Annotated in this window: 14 protein-coding genes; 1 reads left to right on the top strand and 13 read right to left on the bottom strand. The window is 72.0% G+C overall.

The window, feature by feature from the left end; genetic code table 11:
* Positions 1-280: 280 nt before the first annotated feature.
* Complete coding sequence (locus FFG40_RS06810) at positions 281-976, bottom strand: MazG family protein (RefSeq protein WP_138802682.1); 696 nt, start codon at positions 974-976, stop codon at positions 281-283.
* Positions 977-1,066: 90 nt separating this feature from the next.
* Here FFG40_RS06810 and nhaA point away from each other — a divergent pair, with 90 nt between their 5' ends.
* Entirely contained in the window at positions 1,067-2,245 is a 1,179-nt protein-coding gene (gene nhaA, locus FFG40_RS06805; RefSeq protein WP_111033598.1) for a Na+/H+ antiporter NhaA, read from the top strand.
* 159 nt (positions 2,246-2,404) lie between these two features.
* On the opposite strand, the gene mfd is transcribed toward nhaA, so the two are convergent.
* The 12 genes from mfd to FFG40_RS06745 form a co-directional block, all read right to left on the bottom strand.
* Entirely contained in the window at positions 2,405-6,013 is a 3,609-nt protein-coding gene (mfd, locus tag FFG40_RS06800) for a transcription-repair coupling factor (RefSeq protein WP_138802681.1), read from the bottom strand.
* Between the two features lie 69 nt (positions 6,014-6,082).
* Positions 6,083-6,670: an aminoacyl-tRNA hydrolase gene (pth, locus tag FFG40_RS06795; protein WP_138802680.1), complete on the bottom strand. Its 588-nt coding sequence runs from the start codon at positions 6,668-6,670 to the stop codon at positions 6,083-6,085.
* A 43-nt stretch (positions 6,671-6,713) separates the two neighbouring features.
* Positions 6,714-7,337 carry a 50S ribosomal protein L25/general stress protein Ctc gene (locus tag FFG40_RS06790; RefSeq protein ID WP_042537722.1) on the bottom strand — a complete coding sequence of 208 codons (624 nt, stop codon included), beginning with the start codon at positions 7,335-7,337 and terminating at the stop codon, positions 6,714-6,716.
* A 329-nt stretch (positions 7,338-7,666) separates the two neighbouring features.
* Positions 7,667-8,641, bottom strand: coding sequence for a hypothetical protein (locus tag FFG40_RS06785; protein WP_138802679.1), 975 nt, complete (start codon positions 8,639-8,641; stop codon positions 7,667-7,669).
* 8 nt (positions 8,642-8,649) lie between these two features.
* The gene (locus tag FFG40_RS06780; protein WP_027464485.1) at positions 8,650-9,306 is read right to left on the bottom strand and encodes a response regulator transcription factor; all 657 of its coding nucleotides are present in this window, start codon (positions 9,304-9,306) and stop codon (positions 8,650-8,652) included.
* A complete protein-coding gene (locus tag FFG40_RS06775; protein ID WP_138802678.1) occupies positions 9,303-10,562 on the bottom strand; it encodes a sensor histidine kinase in 1,260 nt (419 codons plus the stop codon). The genes FFG40_RS06780 and FFG40_RS06775 overlap by 4 nt, the downstream gene beginning before the upstream one ends.
* Positions 10,563-10,646: 84 nt before the next feature.
* Complete coding sequence (locus tag FFG40_RS06770; RefSeq protein WP_138802677.1) at positions 10,647-11,555, bottom strand: hypothetical protein; 909 nt, start codon at positions 11,553-11,555, stop codon at positions 10,647-10,649.
* 94 nt (positions 11,556-11,649) lie between these two features.
* The gene (gene manD / locus FFG40_RS06765; protein ID WP_260678806.1) at positions 11,650-13,002 is read right to left on the bottom strand and encodes a D-mannonate dehydratase ManD; all 1,353 of its coding nucleotides are present in this window, start codon (positions 13,000-13,002) and stop codon (positions 11,650-11,652) included.
* Entirely contained in the window at positions 12,999-14,282 is a 1,284-nt protein-coding gene (locus FFG40_RS06760) for a mannitol dehydrogenase family protein (RefSeq protein ID WP_138802676.1), read from the bottom strand. The genes manD and FFG40_RS06760 overlap by 4 nt, the downstream gene beginning before the upstream one ends.
* Positions 14,279-15,166: a sugar phosphate isomerase/epimerase gene (locus FFG40_RS06755; protein ID WP_138802675.1), complete on the bottom strand. Its 888-nt coding sequence runs from the start codon at positions 15,164-15,166 to the stop codon at positions 14,279-14,281. Before FFG40_RS06755 ends, FFG40_RS06760 begins: the two co-directional genes overlap by 4 nt.
* Positions 15,163-16,431, bottom strand: coding sequence for a Gfo/Idh/MocA family protein (locus FFG40_RS06750; protein WP_138802674.1), 1,269 nt, complete (start codon positions 16,429-16,431; stop codon positions 15,163-15,165). Before FFG40_RS06750 ends, FFG40_RS06755 begins: the two co-directional genes overlap by 4 nt.
* Complete coding sequence (locus FFG40_RS06745) at positions 16,428-17,267, bottom strand: sugar phosphate isomerase/epimerase (protein ID WP_138802673.1); 840 nt, start codon at positions 17,265-17,267, stop codon at positions 16,428-16,430. The genes FFG40_RS06750 and FFG40_RS06745 overlap by 4 nt, the downstream gene beginning before the upstream one ends.
* Between the last annotated feature and the right edge of the window lie 53 nt (positions 17,268-17,320).

The following is a 17,320-nucleotide window of genomic DNA, read 5'->3' as shown; positions in this document are numbered from 1 at the left end:
CAATTCTGGCAGACCGGCGTCGCCGGCTTGCGCGCCCGCCGACCCACTGGCATACTGCATGCAGAACCTCGGTCCGGATCGTGCCTGATCCACGCTCCGGACCGATTCGCGGGGCGACGTGCTGCAGTGCGTCCCGCGGTTCGAGCGGGCTTCCCTGTCGGCCCCTCTCCCTGGTGGAGCCGACGCCCGCTCACGGGCGCCCTCTCTTTTTCGGGTTGGGAGGGCGCCCGTTCTCACTGCCCGGATTCTCCGAGCCCGGAGCACCGTCGCACGCCGGGGATCACTCCACAGCCCGACCGGCTTCCTCCAGCGCCGACACCGCGGCCCGAAGACTCGCGACCGGGTCCACCCCGCGTCCTGCCGCAGCCGCGACCTCCCCGAGCACCGCTCGCCCCCACTCGGCGTCGACCGTCCCCACCCCGTCGTCCGCAGCCGGCGCGGCGGACGCACCACGGGCCTCCGGGCCGACGCCGGAACCGCCCCCGACGACGGACGCGACGACCGCGTCGGCGTCCCCACGTTCCTCCAGGCGTTCCAGCAGCTTCACCGCACGCTCCAGCGGCGGCATCGCCCGGGGCACCCCGTCGAACGCACTCCGCCGGCTCGCCTTCTCGGCCGCCTTGGCCGCACGCCAGACCCGCACGACGTCCTCGACGGTGTCCGCCGTCTCGTCGCCGAACACGTGCGGGTGCCGCCTGGTCATCTTGTCCCGCACCCCGGCGGCGACGTCCTCGAGGGTGAAGTCCCCCGCGCGGGCGGCGATCCCCGCGTGCAGGACCACCTGGTAGAGCAGGTCGCCGAGTTCCTCGCGGACGTCGTCCGGGTCGCCGTCGTCGATGGCGTCGACGAGTTCGTACGACTCCTCGACGGCGTAGCGCGCGAGCGAGGCGTGGGTCTGCGCCCGGTTCCACACGCACCCGCCGTCCTCGGCGAGCAGGCGGTCGACGACGGTCACGAGGTCCGGTACGGCGGTCATCTGGTCATCGTGCCACCCGCGTAGACTGGCCGTGGTGTGTCGGGAAGTCTGGTCGACGGACACTCACCCGACCCCTCGAGACGGAGATCCATGTCGTCCCTCGTCCGCTCCCCCCGCTTCAGCGCCATCGCGCTCCTCACCGCCGCCGTGCTCGGTCTGGTCGTGGCGAACTCCCCGATCGGCCCCGGCCTCGAACGGTTGCTCGACGCGCACCTGCCGCTCGGTGCCCTGGGCCTCGACCTGTCGATCGCGCACTGGATCAGCGACGGGCTGCTCGCGGTCTTCTTCCTGCTCGTCGCGATCGAGCTGAAGCAGGAACTCGTCGACGGCGAGCTGTCGAACCCCAAGACCGCGATCATCCCCGCCATCGCGGCGGTCGGCGGCGTGCTCGTCCCGGCCGGCATCTTCCTGCTCGTCACCGCGGGCACGCAGTACACGCACGGTTGGCCGATCCCGACGGCGACGGACATCGCGTTCGCGCTCGGGGTGCTCGCCATGTTCGGTCGCGGGCTGCCGAGCGGCATCCGGGTGTTCCTGCTCGCGCTGGCCGTGCTCGACGACCTCATCGCGATCATCATCATCGCCGTGGTGTTCGCCCACGACACCGACTTCCTGGCCCTCGCGGGCGCTGTCGTCACCCTCGCGGCGTTCTGGCTGCTCGGTCGGATGCTCCGTCCGGGGCGCAGCGGGCAGACGCTCGTCATCGTGGCGATGGTCGTCGTCGGACTCCTGACCTGGTGGCTCGTCTACCACTCCGGTGTGCACGCCACGATCGCCGGCGTCGCCCTCGGGCTCGTGCTGCCCCGACGCCCGGGCCACACCCTGCACGAGAACGTCGAACCGTGGTCGAACGCCATCGTGCTGCCGGTGTTCGCGTTCGCGTCGGCCGCCGTCATCATCCCCTCGGTCGGCATCAGCGAGCTCTCCCCCACGTTCTGGGCCGTCGTCCTCGCACTGCCGGTCGGCAAGGTCATCGGCATCACGCTGTTCGGCACGATCGCCACGCGCATCTTCCGCTCGCCCGGCCGCTCGTCGCTGTCGTTCTTCTCGATCATCACCGTCGGCGTGCTCGGCGGCATCGGGTTCACGGTGTCGCTGCTCATGAACGAGCTGGCGTTCGCCCGCAACGAGGAGATCCTCGACGAGGGCGTCCTCGCCGTGCTCGTCGGCTCGGGCATCGCCATCGTCGCGTCGGCGGTCGTCGTCACCCTGCGGGCGCGGGCGTACCGCGCGCGCCGCGAGCTGTCCGAGGCCGAGGACACCGAGTAGCGGTTCGCGGGCCGGGGTTCACACCCGTTCCGCGACAGAGCACGCGTCGTTCGACGCGTGGATCGTCGCGAACGGCGTGCGCGCCGTGGACGTGGCCGATGACGGACTGGAGGCACGGTGCGGGCCCGCACCGTGCCTCCTGTCCGTCTCCGCTCGCGTCTAGGCGGCCGGCGCCTCGGCCGGGGTCGTCGCCCCGTACACGGCGGTGAGGATGCTCTCCACCCACTGGATGAGGGCGTCGTCCGGCAGCGCCTGGTCGTGCGGACGCGGCATCGGGATGCTCGTCGCGTTCTGCTGCGGGAACCAGCGTGCCCCCGGGAACATGCGCTTCAGGCGCACCTGCGACGAGTCGGCGAGCTCCTTGCCGGCGACCCGCAGGTTCGAGCCCATCACCACGACGTCGGACAGGCCGACCTGCTGCGCCATGCGACGGAGACGGGAGACCTCGACCAGGGTCTGCACGGCCTGCGGCGGCTGTCCGTAGCGGTCGGTGAGCTCGTCGAGCACCATGTCGATCGCGTTCGGCTGGGCCGTCGGGGCCGAGGCAGCCGAGAGCTTCTGGTACGCCTCGAGCCGGAGTCGCTCGGACTCGACGTAGTCCTCGGGGATGTGCGCGTCGACGGGGATCTCGAGCCGGAGCTCGGTCTGCCCCTCGGCGACGTCGCCACGGAACTGCGACACCGCCTCGCCGATCATCCGCAGGTACAGGTCGAACCCGACGCCCGCGATGTGGCCGGACTGCTCCCCGCCGAGCAGGTTGCCGGCCCCGCGGATCTCGAGGTCCTTCATGGCGACCTGCATGCCCGCGCCGAGCTCGTTGTTCGCGGCGATGGTCTCGAGGCGGTCCTGTGCGGTCTCGGACAGCGGCTTGTCGGAGTCGTAGAGGAAGTACGCGTACCCGCGCTCCCGCCCACGGCCGACACGACCGCGCAGCTGGTGCAGCTGCGACAGGCCGTACTTGTCCGCCTTGTCGATGATGAGCGTGTTCGCGTTCGCGATGTCCAGGCCCGTCTCGATGATCGTCGTCGAGACGAGGACGTCGAAGCGGCGCTCCCAGAAGTCGACCATGACCTGCTCGAGGGTGGTCTCCGACATCTGCCCGTGCGCCACGGCGATGCGGGCGTCCGGCACGATCTCGGCCAGGTGTGCGGCGACCGACTGGATGTCCTTCACGCGGTTGTGCACGTAGAACACCTGGCCCTCGCGCAGCAGCTCGCGGCGGATCGCGGCGGCCACCTGCAGGTCGGACTGCGGCCCGACGAAGGTCAGGATGGGGTGGCGGTCCTCGGGCGGGGTCGCCAGGGTCGACATCTCGCGGATGCCCGTGACCGCCATCTCGAGCGAGCGCGGGATCGGGGTCGCCGACATCGCCAGGACGTCGACGTTCGTCTTGAACTTCTTGAGCTGGTCCTTGTGCTCGACGCCGAACCGCTGTTCCTCGTCGATGATGACGAGCCCGACGTCCTTGAAGGTGATGCCCTGCGACAGGATCCGGTGGGTCGCGATGACGATGTCGACCGTGCCGTCGGCGAGCCCGGCGATGGTCTCCTTCGACTCCTTCTCGGTCTGGAACCGGCTCAGGGCGCGCAGGTGCACGGGGAACCCGGCGAAGCGCTCCTGGAACGTCTCCATGTGCTGGCGGACGAGCAGGGTCGTCGGGACGAGCATGACGACCTGCTTGCCGTCCTGCACCGCCTTGAACGCGGCACGGATCGCGACCTCGGTCTTGCCGTAGCCGACGTCGCCGGACAGCAGGCGGTCCATCGGGATCGGGCGTTCCATGTCGCGCTTGATCTCGTCGATCGTGGTGAGCTGGTCGGCGGTCTCGGCGAACGGGAACGCCTCTTCCAGCTCGCGCTGCCACGGGGTGTCCGGACCGAACGCGTGCCCCTTCGACGCCATCCGCGCCGAGTACAGCTTGACCAGGTCGACGGCGATGTCGCGGACGGCCTTGCGGGCCTTCGACTTGGCGGCGGACCAGTCCGAGCCGCCCATCTTCGACAGGGTCGGCGACTCACCACCGACGTAACGCGACAGCTGGTCGAGCTGGTCGGTCGGCACGAAGAGCTTGTCGCCCGGGTAGTTGCGCTTCGACGGCGCGTACTCGAGCACGAGGTACTCGCGCTGCGTCTTCACGGCGTTGCGACCGCCGCTGGAGACCTCGCGGCTGACGAGCTCGACGAACTTGCCGATGCCGTGGGTCGCGTGCACGACGACGTCGCCCGGCTTGAGCTGCAGCGGGTCGACGACGTTCTTGCGCCGGCTCGCGAGCTTCTTGACGGTGCGGGCGCCCTGCTGGACGCTGCGGCCGTAGAACTCGGCCTCGCTCAGGACCGCGATGCGGGGGTCGGGGATCGCGAAGCCGTGCTCGACGGTCGCGGTCGTCACGACGGCGACGCCGGGCTCGGGCGGCGCGGTCACGGCATCGGCACGGGCGGCGACCCCGGCGTCGGCGAGCACCTGCACCGCACGCTCGACGAGGCCCTGGCCCTGCGCGGTCACCACGACGGCCCACCCGTCGTCGGTCAGCGACTTGACGTGGGCGATCGCCCCGTCGGCGCTGCCGGCGAAGCTCGGGACGGCCTCGGCCCGGACGCGGATGTACTCGCCGGCCTCGGCAGCGGCCTCGGCGTCGGTGAGGACGCGCTCGGTGTCCCCTTCGTCGAGGCCGGAGTCGAACGGCGACACCGTCCACCAGGTGCGCTGGCCGCGGGTGTTCTTGAGCTGCTGCACGGTCAGGAAGTTCCCGGCGTCGAGGTCGATCGGTGCCTGGGCACCCGCGACCGCTGCGCTCCAGGCCGCCTGCAGGAACTCGGTGTTCGTCTCGGCCAGGCTGTTCGCGCGGCCGTTCACCCGCTCCGGCGAGAACACCGCGATGGTGGCGTCGTCCGGCAGGTAGGAGGTCATCGGCACGAGGTCCTGCACGAGCGCCGGAGCGAGGGACTCCATGCCCTCGACCGGGATCCCCTCGGCGATCTTCGCGAGCATCTGGGACAGGTTCGGGAACTCGTGCAGCATCTCGCGTGCCCGCTGCCGGACGTCGTCGCTGAGCAGGAGTTCGCGCGAGGCGGTGAGCTCGACCGAGCCGAGGTCGTCCTCTGTCGTGCGCTGGTCGGCGACGGAGAACGCCTTGATCGCCTCGATCTCGTCGCCGAAGAAGTCGACACGCGCCGGGTGGTCGGCCGTCGGCGGGAAGACGTCGAGGATGCCACCACGCACCGCGAACTCACCACGGCGGGTGACGAGGTCGACGCGCGAGTAGGCGAGGTCCACCAGCTGGGACGCGATCGCCGCCAGGTCGTTGCCCCGTGAGTCGGTCCGCAGCACCACCGGCGCCAGGGACGTCAGGTTGCTCGCGATCGGCTGCAGCGCGGCGCGGACACTCGCGACGACGATGGTCTGGCGACGCTCGGCCGGGTCCGCCGCCTGCCACGCCGCGAGCTTCCGGAGCGTCGCGATGCGCGTGCCGACGGTCTGGGCGCTCGGGCTGAGGCGCTCGTGGGGCAGGGTCTCCCACGCCGGGAACTCGAGCACGTCGGCGTCGGGGACGTAGCTGCCGAACGCTTCGCGGACCGCCTCGGCTTCACGCCCGGTCGCCGTGATGACGAGGACGCACTGCGGACCGTTGCGCTCGGCGAGCAGCGCGCCGAGCAGCGGCACGCGCAGGCCGTCCACGACGGAGAAGTCGGCGTCGCGCGGTGCGGCGCGCAGCACGCGATCGAAGGCGGAGGCGCGCGAGAGCGCAGGGATGATGCCCGAGATCGTCACTCAGGAGATGGTACCGGCCGCCACCGACACCGGCCGCGGCGTGCGCGACGGGCGAACAGCGCCGAACGCTCAGGACGGAGCGTGCACGCGCTGCTGTGCGGCGAGCAGCCCGACCTCGGCGATCGCCTCTACCGCGTCGGCCGCGTCGGCCAGCAGGATCGGCAGCGTCTTCTTCTCGGCTGCGGAGAAGTCACGCAGCACGTAGTCGGCCGGGTCCTGCCGACCGGGCGGACGTCCGATGCCGACCCGGACGCGCATGAACTCGTTCGTGCCGGTGGCCTTGATGATGTCGCGCAGCCCGTTGTGCCCGCCGTGCCCGCCGTTGCCCTTCAGGCGGACGGTGTCGAACGGCAGGTCGAGCTCGTCGTGCACGACGACGAGGTCGGCCGGGGTGGCGCCGTAGAACCCGAGCACCGAGGAGACCGGTCCGCCCGAGGTGTTCATGAACGACCCGGGCTTCGCCAGCACGAGTCGTGTGCCGCCGGGCACCAGGCGCCCCTCGGCGACCTGGTTCGGCGTCTTGTGCTTCTTGAACGTCGCTCCCATGCGGGAGGCGAGTTCGTCGAGGACCATCTGGCCGACGTTGTGGCGGTTGCCGGCGTAGTCGGGCCCGGGGTTCCCGAGCCCGACCACCACCAGGATGCTGCTGCCGTTCATGAGCGCAGTGTCACAGCGTCGACCAGATGTCTTCGAAGGGGTGTTACTCGGAGTCCGCGGCGCCCTCGGCACCCGACTCGGCACCGGCCTCGGCCGAAGCCTCGTCCGCGGCGTCGTCGTCAGCGGTGCCACGCGGGGTGACGATCGCGACGACCAGCGCCTCGGGGTCGGTCTCGAGCTCGGCGCCCTCGGGGAGCTCGAGCTGCGAGGCGTGGATCTGCACGCCGTCCTCGAGGCCCTCGACGTTCACGGAGACGTGCTCCGGGATGTCGGTGGCGAGCACGAGCAGCGAGATCGTGTTGAGGTCCTGCACGTGGATGGTGCCGGAGAAGGACTCGCCCTCGATGACGACGGGCACGTCGACCGTGACCTTCTCGCCGCGGCGGAGGACCACGAGGTCGATGTGCTCGATGATCTGGCGCACCGGGTCACGCTGGACGTCCTTGACGAGTGCGAGCTGCGCAGCGCCCTCGATGTCGAGGTCGACGACCGCGTTGGCGGTACGGACGAGCAGCATGGTCTCGTGACCGGGCAGCGAGATGTGCTTCGGCTCGGTGCCGTGGCCGTAGACGACTGCGGGGATCTTGTCGGCCGCGCGGAGCTTGCGAGCAGCGCCCTTGCCGAACTTGGTGCGGACTTCCGCTGCGAGCTTGGTGTAGTCGGCCATGGTGCCTCCTGGTGTCGGGGACGACGCCGGGGTGCCGGCATCGTGGGGGTCTGTGGTGTTGCAACTCGAACGCGTGCACGCGTGAGGAACGATCCCAGGGTCTTGCCGGGTATCCCACCGCGTCGATCACGGCCGCGCGTACGCAGCCCTCGCCGAAGTCAGGGACTGAGTCTAGCAGGACCGTCCGGGCGTGTCGTGCGTCACGGTCCGGACGCTCACCGGGACGCCACGGGAGGCCCGTGGCGGTCCCGCCACGGGCCTCCCGTCCGTCGTCCCCGTGCGGCGGGCGCGGGGCGCTCCCCCCAGGTCCGCTCCCCGCACCCGCCGCGTCAGTCGACGTCCGTCGGTGCCGCCGGCGCGAGCCGTGCGATCACCCGGTCGAGGCGGGCGTCCACCTGCGGCTGCCGTGTCGAGCCCTTCCGGAGCGCGGCCGCGTCGGTCGCGGTGACGTGCAGCAGCCGTTCCCACTCCGCCGCGTACAGCGCGCTGCGGTAGCCGGATGACTCCTGGCACGCGACGTCCCGTTCGGCGACGGCGACCTCGGCCTTCCCCGGATCGTCCGAGAACAGGACGACCTGGTCGCCATCACGGGCGCTGACGTGCATCGAGGGGGTCGGCATGCCCTCCGGACCCGCCGGCAGGTCCGGCACACCGGACGGCTCCATGCAGGTGCGCCACCCGGCCGCCGCCGTGCGGACCTTGTCGTCCTGGCGCGCATCCAGCGCCGCCAGGTACGTCAGGCGCTGGGCCAGTTCGGACGTGGTCTGCTCGGTGCCGGGCAGCGTCGTGCCGAGGGTCTTCCGGGCTGCCTTCCAGCAGCGGGCGGCCACGTCGTCCGGGAGCGCGGCGAACGCGGCCTGGCGGTCCGGGTCGTACCCCCACTGCCGCAAACCCTCCTGGTTCGCACCCGCGGCGGACGGCCCGTGGTATCCGCGGGACTCGGCGAGCGCCGCGGTCAGGGGCCTGGTGGTCGCGAGTGCGGGTGACGGGTTCGCCCGGGCGGCGGTGTCGGCCGCGTCGTCGTCGGCCTGCAGCCCGGCCGCGGTCGCCCAGGGAGCCGGGTCGTCGATGCCGGCCTTCCGCAGGCAGGGCTGGGCCACCAGGTCCTCGGCGTACGTGGTCTTCGACGAGGCCGGTGCGACGAAGGCGTCGAGGGGCATCGCCCACGCCGTGCTGTCCTGTTCGACGGTGGGTGCGACCGCGACGTCGGCTCGTTCGGGCAGGCCGTGGACGACCGCGGTGGCCAGTCCGGCGAGGACGACGACGAGGGTGCCGGTCTTCGCGACGCGGTTCGTGATCTGCATGGTTCCCCCTAGGCGCGGACGAGGCCGCGTTCGTGTGCGGTGATGACGACCTGGATCCGGTTCCGGAGTCCGAGCTTCGTCAGGACGGCGCGGACGTGGGTCTTCACGGTGGCGTCGCTCAGGAAGACCGACTCCGCGATCTCGGCGTTGCTGAGCCCCTTCGCGACGAGCAGGAAGACCTCGCGCTCGCGGGCCGTCAGCGCGTCGAGCACCTCGTCGCGTCGGTCGGTCACGGCCGGGGTGCCCTGCGCGCGCAGCAGGTCGAGTGCCTCGGCTTCGGTCGGGGCCGGTCGCCCGGCGTGCACGTCGCGGATGGTCGCGGTGACGACGTCGGGCAGGGCGTCCTTCGTCAGGAACGCGGCGGCGCCGGCGCGGAGTGCGGCGAGCACGGCGTCGTCGCGGCGGATGGTCGTCAGCGCGACGACCCGTGGGCGGTCCTGGGTCGAGGCGACGAGACGCGTCAGGGTCTCGATGCCGTTCATGACCGGCATCCGCAGGTCGAGCAGCAGCACGTCGGGGTGTTCGGCGGCGCAGAGCTCGAGGGCGGCGGCACCGTCGCCGGCGGTCCCGACGCAGGTCATGTCGTCCTGGGCGTCGACGAGCATCTGCATCCCGGTGGCGAACAGTCGCTGGTCGTCGACGACGGCGACGCGGACGGCGCTCATCGGACGTGCTCCGGCAGGACGGCCGCGGTGTCGGTGTCGGTGTGGGGCGTCGCCGTGGTCGGCACCGCGGCGCTCGTCGGCAGCCACGCGGTGACGACCCACTCGTCCGGGGTGTCGCCGACACCGGCACGCAGCCAGCCCCCGGCCAGTCGTGCGCGCTCCTGCATCCCGGCGACACCGGACCCCGCGCCGTCGAGCTCGACGAGGGGCTCGTTCCCCCGCGACGTCACGACGACGCCGAGCCCCGGGCCGCGCCAGTCGAGCGCCACCCGGGCCGTCGCGGTCCGCCCCTGGTGCTTCAGCACGTTCGTCAGGCTCTCCTGCACGATCCGGTGCACCGCGCTGGCGCTGCCCGCGGGCAGGAGTCCGGCGCCGTGCTCCTCGAACGTCGTGGTCATGCCGAGCTCCCGCATGTCCTCGACCAGGTCGGGGACGTCGGCCAGCCCGTGACGGTCGGCGTCGTCACTCGCCTGGATGCGTTCCACCAGGGCCCGGACGTCGCCCAGCGCCGAGCGGCTCACGTCGGCGATGTCCTGCAGCGCCCGGGCGGCGTGTTCGTCCCGCACGGCGATGGCCGCGGCACCCTGGGCCTGGGACACGACGACCGCCAGTGAGTGGGCGAGCGAGTCGTGCACGTCGCGGGCGATCCGTGCGCGCTCCTGCTCGGCCCGGAGCTCGGTCGTGGTCACCTCGGTGCGGCGTTGCGCCTCGACCACCCGGACCCGGGCGAGGCCGATCCGCCACGCGGCACCGATGGCCACGCCGACCGCCCAGGTGACACCGCTGACCCCGACGAACGCGAAGGTGATCGTGACGAGGTCGGACCGGGTCCCGCCGGAGTTCCCCACCCAGCTGCCCCAGACGTCCTGGTCGGCAGCGGTCGGGACGGCCATCGCCCAGGCGGCCGCCGCGCTCGCGAGCAGGAGCACGGGGACCGCCAGGTAGCGGAGCAGGTCGGACCGACCGGCGCCGACGACGCCGACGACGATCGCGATCGCCAGGTACTCCGGCCAGGTCGTGTCGGTCGGCCGGGTGAGCAGTCGGGCCGCCTGCAGGAGCGGGATGCCGACGACCAGTCCGAGCGCGGTCGCGGGCATCCACGCGGCGAGGCCGATGGCGACGGCGAAGGCCGACACCACGACGACGTGGTCGGCGAGCCCCGCGCGTCCGGCCTCGGCGACGATCCAGAGCACGAGGTACACGGCGCCGGCGGCGGGGGCCAGCAGGTGCCGGTACCGGCGGAGGAGGGAGGTCATGACGCGAGCGTATGGGCCGTGCCGGACGGGGACCGAGCCGTGCGGCCGCTTTTCATCCGAGGTGATGAGGTCACCCCGGACGGCTCAGCGGCCGACCTCCCGGCGGTGCTCCTGCGCGGCGCGGAGGACGTCGCGCGCCCGGTCGCTCGCCGCCTCGGCCTCGTCGCGGGCTGCCTCGAGCCGGGTGATCTCAGCCTCGGCCTGCTCGAGGGCACGCTGGAGCTCCGCGCGGCGCTCCTCTGCCTGTTCGAGATCGGCCTCGGCGGTGTCGAGTGCTGCGTCGGCGTCGCGGGACTCCGCGCGCGCTGCGGTCTCGGCCTGGCGCGCGGCCTTCCGGTCGGCGGCCGGGTCGCGCTTCGGTTCGGGTTCGGGTTCGGCGTCCGGTTCCGGAGCGTCGCGCTGCGCGGGCCTGGAGGCACGGCTCGCCTTCCGCGCACCCCTCGCGTGGGAGATGGGGATGGGCGGGGCATCGCTGCCGGTCCAGGCATCCGGGACCGCGTCCGGATCCGCGAGCGCCCCGTCGAGGTCGACCGCGTCGAACCCCACGCTCTCGAGCGCCGTCACGAGCAGCCCCGACCGGACGGCCGCGCCGGCGTGCGGGTCTGCCATCGCCGCCTCGATCGTCGACCGGACCAGCTCGAGCACCGCCGGGGTGACGGGGTGTCCGGCGTCGGACGCCAGGTCCGCACCGGCCTGCGCGAGGGCGTCGACGACCTCGGCGCGCTGCCGACGGAGGGTCCGGATCGCGTCGGGGTCGGCGTCGGCCTGGGCCTTGCGGAGCGCCGGTCCGAGGTCGACGGCGTCGTCGAGGGCACCGTCGTGGGCGAGCAGGTCGATCACCCAGGCAGCCGGGGCGGGCTTCCGGAGCTTCCCGATCGCCGTCGCGAGGGCACGGTCGTCCTTCCGCACCGCGCGCGCTCGTGCGGTGCGTTCGACGACGAAGTCCTGCGGCGCGACGAGCAGCAGCTCCCTGGCGACGTCGGCGAACTCCATGCCACCACTGTGCCTGCTCACACCGTGCCTGCTCAACACCGTGCCCGCTCGACACCGTGCCCGCTCGACACCGTGCCCGCCACGGCGTCGGGGACTACCAGTCGTGGACGGTGCCGTCGGCCAGGCGGTTGAACGGCAGGTACGCCTGCTCGTAGGGGTACTTGCCGGCTTCGTCGACGTCGAGGCTGACCCCGAGGCCCGGCTCGTCACCCGGGTGCAGGTACCCGTCGGTGAACGTGAACGTCTGGTGGAACACCTGGTTGGTCTGCGGCCCGTGCTGCATGTACTCCTGGATGCCGAAGTTGTGGATCGCGAGCCCGAGGTGCATCTGCGCGGCGAGTCCCACCGGGGAGATGTCGGTCGGTCCGTGGAACCCGGACCTGACCTGGTACAGCGCCGCGTACTCCATCGTCTTCTTGAGCGGGGTGACGCCGCCCATGTGCGTGACGGCACCGCGGACGTAGTCGATGAGCTGGTCGCGGATGATGTCCTTGAAGTCCCAGATGGTGTTGAAGACCTCGCCGATCGCGAGCGGCGTCGTGGTGTGCTGCCGGACGAGCTTCAGGGCCTCCTGGTTCTCGGCGGGGGTGCAGTCCTCGAGCCAGAACAGGTCGTAGGGCTCGAGCGACTTGCCGAGCTTGGCGGCCTGCAGCGGGGTCATCCGGTGGTGGCCGTCGTGCAGCAGCGGCAGTTCGGGACCGAACTCGTTGCGGACGGCCTCGAACACGGTGGGCACGTGGCGCAGGTAGGCGCGGGTGTCCCAGTCCTCCATCGCCGGGTAGGCACCGCGCTGGGCGGGCTCGAAGTCGTAGCGGACGCCGGCGTTGCCCTCGGTGGTGCTGTTCGACGCGATGCCGTAGATGGACTCGAGGCCGGGGACACCGGTCTGCACCCGGATCGAGCGGTAGCCCTCGTCCTGGTGTTCGCGGATGGAGTCGAACAGCTCGGGCAGCTCCTTGCCCGAGGCGTGACCGTACGCCATGAGCCCGGTACGCGATGCCCCGCCGAGCAGCTGGTAGAGCGGCATGCCGGCGACCTTCGCCTTGATGTCCCAGAGGGCCATGTCGACGGCGGCGATCGCGGCCATGGTGACCGGACCACGGCGCCAGTACGACGACCGGTACAGGAACTGCCAGGCGTCCTCGATGCGGCTGGCGTCACGGCCGACGAGCAGCGGGACGACGTGCTCGGACAGGTACGCGGAGACCGCGAGCTCACGGCCGTTCAGGGTGGCGTCGCCGAGCCCGGTGACGCCGTCGGCCGTGGTGAGCTTGAGCGTCACGAAGTTCCGGTTCGGGCTGGTCACGATGACCTCGGCCCGCTCGATCAGCTGGCCGCGGTCCGCCGAGGCCCAGGTGTCCGGACGGCCGGCGGTGGTCTCGGCCGGCCCGCTGTCGGTGGCGCCGGGGACCGGGGCCGCGGGGTTCGTGGTGTTCGTGTCGGTCATGCGTGGACTCCTCCGTTGGAGCGTTCGCGGGCGCGTGCCGCGGCGGTGCGGATGCGGTCGGCCGCCGCCGTCACGGCGGCGACCACGGGGGTGGTGTCGAGTTCGGGCGCGACGACGGCCAGGACGTCGTGCACGTCCGAGTCTGGCCCGGGGGCACCGGGGTCGTCCACCAGGTCGGGTTGCTCGGTGACGTGCAACCACCAGGCGGCGAGGGCGGTGGCCGCTCCGGTGCCGATGCCGGCCGAGGGGTCGCGGGCGAGCCGGTGCCGCACGACGTCGACGACCCGGACGGGCAGCTTCTGCGAACCGCCGGACGCGATCTGCCGCAGCGTGTGCCGGATGCGCGGGTTGGCGAACCGCTCGACCAGGGCCGCGCGGGCGTCGGTGACCTCGGCCTCGGGCAGCGGCAGCTCGAGCGCGGCTTCGTCCCACAGCTGCTCGACGGCGGTGCGGCAGACCGGGTCGTCCATCGCCTCGGCCACCGTGTCGTGGCCGAGCTGGAGCCCGAGGTACGCGAGGAGCGAGTGCGAGCCGTTCAGCAGCCAGAGCTTCCGCTGCTCGTACGGGGTGACGTCGTCGACGATCCGGACGCCGGCCGTCTGCCACGCGGGTCGGTCGATGCCGTCGAAGGCGTCCTCGAGCACCCACTCGGCGAACGGCTCGGTGACGACGGGGACTCGGTCTCCGGCGAGCGCACCCGGCAGTTCCGACAGGTCCGCGACGTCGGCGTCGGTGGTCGCGGGCGTGATCCGGTCGACCATCGAGCTCGGGAACGCGACGTTCACCTCGATCCAGTCGCGCAGGTCGTCGTCCGTGACGGCGTCGAGCACGGCATCGCGGAGGACCGCCCCGTTGTGCGTGAGGTTGTCGAGACTGACCAGCGCGATGCGCCCGGCGCCAGCGGCACGGCGGGCGTCGAGCCCCGCGACCAACCGCGCCGGCACGTCCGACCCGGGCCGGTAGCCCTGCTCGGTGACCGTCAGCGTGACGATGGTCGTCTCGGGGGACGCGACCACGTGCCTCCAGGCCGTGTCGTCGCTGCCCGGGTGGGCGGCCACGATCGTGTCGACCACCTCGGCTCCGTCGCCGGACGCGGCTCGCGTGACCAGCGTGTACCGGCAGTCCTGCGCGGCCAACGCGTCCGCGGCCGCGGGCGAGCGGCCGGTGAAGGCGGTGATGCCCCACGGCTCTCCCGAGGTGTGGGCGGTGTACCAGGCGAGGTGGGCACGAGCGAACGCACCCACCCCCAGGTGGACGATGCCCGGACGCCGGTCGGTCATGCCGACACCGGGACGAGGGAGCGGAGGTACGTCAGGTTGTCGGCGGTCCGGGTCTCGAGCGGCAGGTCGGTGGAGAAGTCCTCGATGGTGACCCACCCGTCGTACCCGACCTGGCGGAGCGCGTCGAGGTACTCGGACACCGACGCCTGGCCGGTGCGCAGGGGTGCCCACTCGTGCTGCCAGATCGAACTGCCGTCGGCCCGGGTGTCGCCGGTGTCGACCCAGCGGGCGTTCTTCACGTGGGCGTGTGCCAGGTACGGCCCGAGCAGTTCGAACGCGGCGAGGTGGTCCTCGTACCCCTCGATCACGAGGTTGCCGAGGTCGTGGATGACGCCGACGTGTGCGGGGTCGAGGCCGTCGATGAGCCGCAGTGCTGCGGAGGCCGACGGTGTGATCGTCATGTGGTGCAGCTCGACCAACACCTTGACGCCGAGTTCGGCCGCGCGGTCCGCCGCCCACTCGAGGTCGGTGCGGGTGCGGTCGAACAGCTCGGGGTAGGTCTCGCCGGTGCGTTCCTTCGCGGCCCGGTAGTTCGGCATCGTGACGCGGACCTGCCGGGCACCCAGTTCGCTGGTCACGCGCAGCATCGTCTCGACACCGTCGTGGTCGGCGGCCGGCTGGTAGCCGCCGATGCCCGAGTACTCGAGCCCGGCGGCGTCGGTGACCCGGGCGATCTCACCGACCCGGTCGCGGATGCCGGTGTACTGCCACGTCGAGTTGTTGCCCGCCCAGAACGACCGCTCGGCGGGGACCTCGGCGCCGTCGGCCGGGCGGTCGTCGACGATGCGCCACTCGATGCCGTCCCAGCCCTGTGCGGCCAGGGTCTCGGCGGCTTCGGACGGAGTCCAGTCGGGGGTCGAGGCGGTGAACACGGAGAGCTTCATCGGGTGGCTCCTTCGGTCGCGGTGGCGGTGGCGGGTGTGCCGACGACCGGCACCACATCGGCTGGGCTGGCGCTGCCTTGCCCTCGATCAGCCCCGCCGACGACCGGCACCACATCGTCGTACTTCCCCTCGATCACGTCGTCGATGCGGACGGGTTGCCCGAGCGTCGCACTGACGTAGAGCCCGCGGACGGTGGCGAGCGACACGAGGGCCGCGTCGACGGTGACACCCGGTTCGCGTCCCTGCCGGATCGCGTCGACGATGTCCGTGTACTGCCGAGCGTGGCCCGCGGCGAAGTGGTCGGGTTCAGCCGGGCCGCCGACGACGTGCTCGGGCGGGACGATCTGGTCCTTCTGGTCGACCGCTCCGGCGACCGCGGTGGCGTTCGACGTGGTGGACGCGGACTCGAGCGTGGCGGTGTCCGGGGCGATGTGGAAGTACGCAAGCCGGTCGTCGTCGACGATGGCGGAACCGTGCGTGCCGTACACGGCGTACCGGGCGGAGAGCCCCGGGTACGCCGCGGTCGTGCAGTGGACGACCCCGAGCGCCCCGCCGTCGAACCGGACGGTGGCGACGGCGGTGTCCTCGACCTCGATGCGGTCGTGGGCGAGCAGGCCGGTCTGCGCGGAGATCTCGACCGGACGCCCGAGCGCCCAGACGAGCAGGTCGACGGTGTGCACGCCCTGGTTCATCACCGCGCCGCCGCCGTCGAGCGCCCAGGTGCCGCGCCAGTCACCGGAGTCGTAGTACCCCTGCGACCGGTACCAGGCAACGCTCGCGAGCCCCGAGGTCACGGTGCCGAACCCGCCGTCGTGCGCGGCCCGGGCGACGGCTGCCGACGCCGGGTCGAAGCGGTGCTGGCTGATGACGCTCGTGACGAGCCCGCGGTTACGAGCGGCTGCCGCGAGCGCCGCGATCTGCCGTGCCCGGGGCATCGTGGTGTCGAGCGGCTTCTCGATGACGACGTGCTTGCCGGCGGCCAGGGCGGCCTCGGCGAGCTGCACGTGCATGCCCGACGGCGAGCAGATCGCGACGACGTCGATGTCGGTCTGCTCGATCGCTTCCTCGATGGTGGACGTCGTGATCGGACGGTCGACGCCCATCGCCTCGATCGCGTCCGCCGCGCTCGTGGCGGCTTCGGGCACGGCGTCGACGAGGGCGACGACCTGCAGATCCGGGTGGTGCACCGCGACGGTGGCGTGGTGGCGTCCGATGACACCGGTGCCGACGACGGCCAAGCGGAGCGGGTTGGTGGGTTCGGTCATCGCAGGGTGACTCCGATCTGGTCGGTGAGGGTTCGGAAGGCGCGGCCGGCACGACCGAAGGCCGCGGGGCCGGAGAACCCGCCGAGGGAGGTGAAGTCGCTGAGGTGCGGCTCGAGCGAGGCGTACCCGGAGTACCCGGCGTCCCGGAGGGCGGTCAGGGTCTCGATGAGTTCGCCGTCGCCCTCGCCCGCCGGCACCACCGACGAGTCGGCGGCGAGGGCGTCCTTGACCTGCAGGTAGTCGACGTACGGGGCGAGCTGCTCCCAGCCGTCGGTGAAGGGCCGGACGCCGCACTGCACGTAGTTCGCGTTGTCCCAGGCCAGGCGGAGCGCGGACGAACCGACGCTCTCGACGATGTCGAGCACCCGCGCGGGGACGTCACCGTAGATGTCCTTCTCGTTCTCGTGCAGCAGGGTCACCCCTTCGCGCTCGCCGAGGTCGGCCAGCGCCCGCATCCGGACGAGGACGTCGTCGCGGACGTCGTCGGGCGTGCGGCCCTCGAACCAGAACGAGAAGATCCGGATGTTCGTCGTGCCGAGGGCGTGCGCGGCACGGATCGCACGGGCGAGCCGCGACACCTCGTGCTCGACGGGTTCGTCGACGGGCACCTTGCCGATCGGCGAGGCGATCGCGGACACGGTCTGCCCGCGCTCGTCGAGCAGCCGGTGGAGTCCGGCGAGCTGGTCCTCGTCGAGGTCGACGACGTTGACGCCCCAGGCGCTGCGGACCTCGATGGCGCTCGCGCCGAGCGCCTGGAGGACCGCGACCTGGACGACCGGGTCGGCGTCGATCTCGTCGCCGAAACCGGAGAGTTCCCAACTGGGCTGGTCGGTCATGGTGTCCTTTCGTTCGGACTGGAGGCGCGTGGCGGGGCCGCCACGGGCCTCCA

Source organism: Curtobacterium sp. KBS0715 (assembly GCF_005938005.2).
Lineage (GTDB): Bacteria > Actinomycetota > Actinomycetes > Actinomycetales > Microbacteriaceae > Curtobacterium > Curtobacterium flaccumfaciens.
This window is presented reverse-complemented; position numbering and strand designations above follow the sequence as displayed.

Coding starts and splice junctions, on each gene's coding strand:
- FFG40_RS06810 (WP_138802682.1), bottom strand. CDS start 976: ATGACCGCCGTACCGGACCTCGTGACCGTCGTCGACCGCCTGCTCGCC.
- nhaA (WP_111033598.1), top strand. CDS start 1,067: ATGTCGTCCCTCGTCCGCTCCCCCCGCTTCAGCGCCATCGCGCTCCTC.
- pth (WP_138802680.1), bottom strand. CDS start 6,670: ATGAACGGCAGCAGCATCCTGGTGGTGGTCGGGCTCGGGAACCCCGGG.
- FFG40_RS06790 (WP_042537722.1), bottom strand. CDS start 7,337: ATGGCCGACTACACCAAGCTCGCAGCGGAAGTCCGCACCAAGTTCGGC.
- FFG40_RS06785 (WP_138802679.1), bottom strand. CDS start 8,641: ATGCAGATCACGAACCGCGTCGCGAAGACCGGCACCCTCGTCGTCGTC.
- FFG40_RS06780 (WP_027464485.1), bottom strand. CDS start 9,306: ATGAGCGCCGTCCGCGTCGCCGTCGTCGACGACCAGCGACTGTTCGCC.
- FFG40_RS06775 (WP_138802678.1), bottom strand. CDS start 10,562: ATGACCTCCCTCCTCCGCCGGTACCGGCACCTGCTGGCCCCCGCCGCC.
- FFG40_RS06770 (WP_138802677.1), bottom strand. CDS start 11,555: ATGGAGTTCGCCGACGTCGCCAGGGAGCTGCTGCTCGTCGCGCCGCAG.
- manD (WP_260678806.1), bottom strand. CDS start 13,002: ATGACCGACACGAACACCACGAACCCCGCGGCCCCGGTCCCCGGCGCC.
- FFG40_RS06760 (WP_138802676.1), bottom strand. CDS start 14,282: ATGACCGACCGGCGTCCGGGCATCGTCCACCTGGGGGTGGGTGCGTTC.
- FFG40_RS06755 (WP_138802675.1), bottom strand. CDS start 15,166: ATGAAGCTCTCCGTGTTCACCGCCTCGACCCCCGACTGGACTCCGTCC.
- FFG40_RS06750 (WP_138802674.1), bottom strand. CDS start 16,431: ATGACCGAACCCACCAACCCGCTCCGCTTGGCCGTCGTCGGCACCGGT.
- FFG40_RS06745 (WP_138802673.1), bottom strand. CDS start 17,267: ATGACCGACCAGCCCAGTTGGGAACTCTCCGGTTTCGGCGACGAGATC.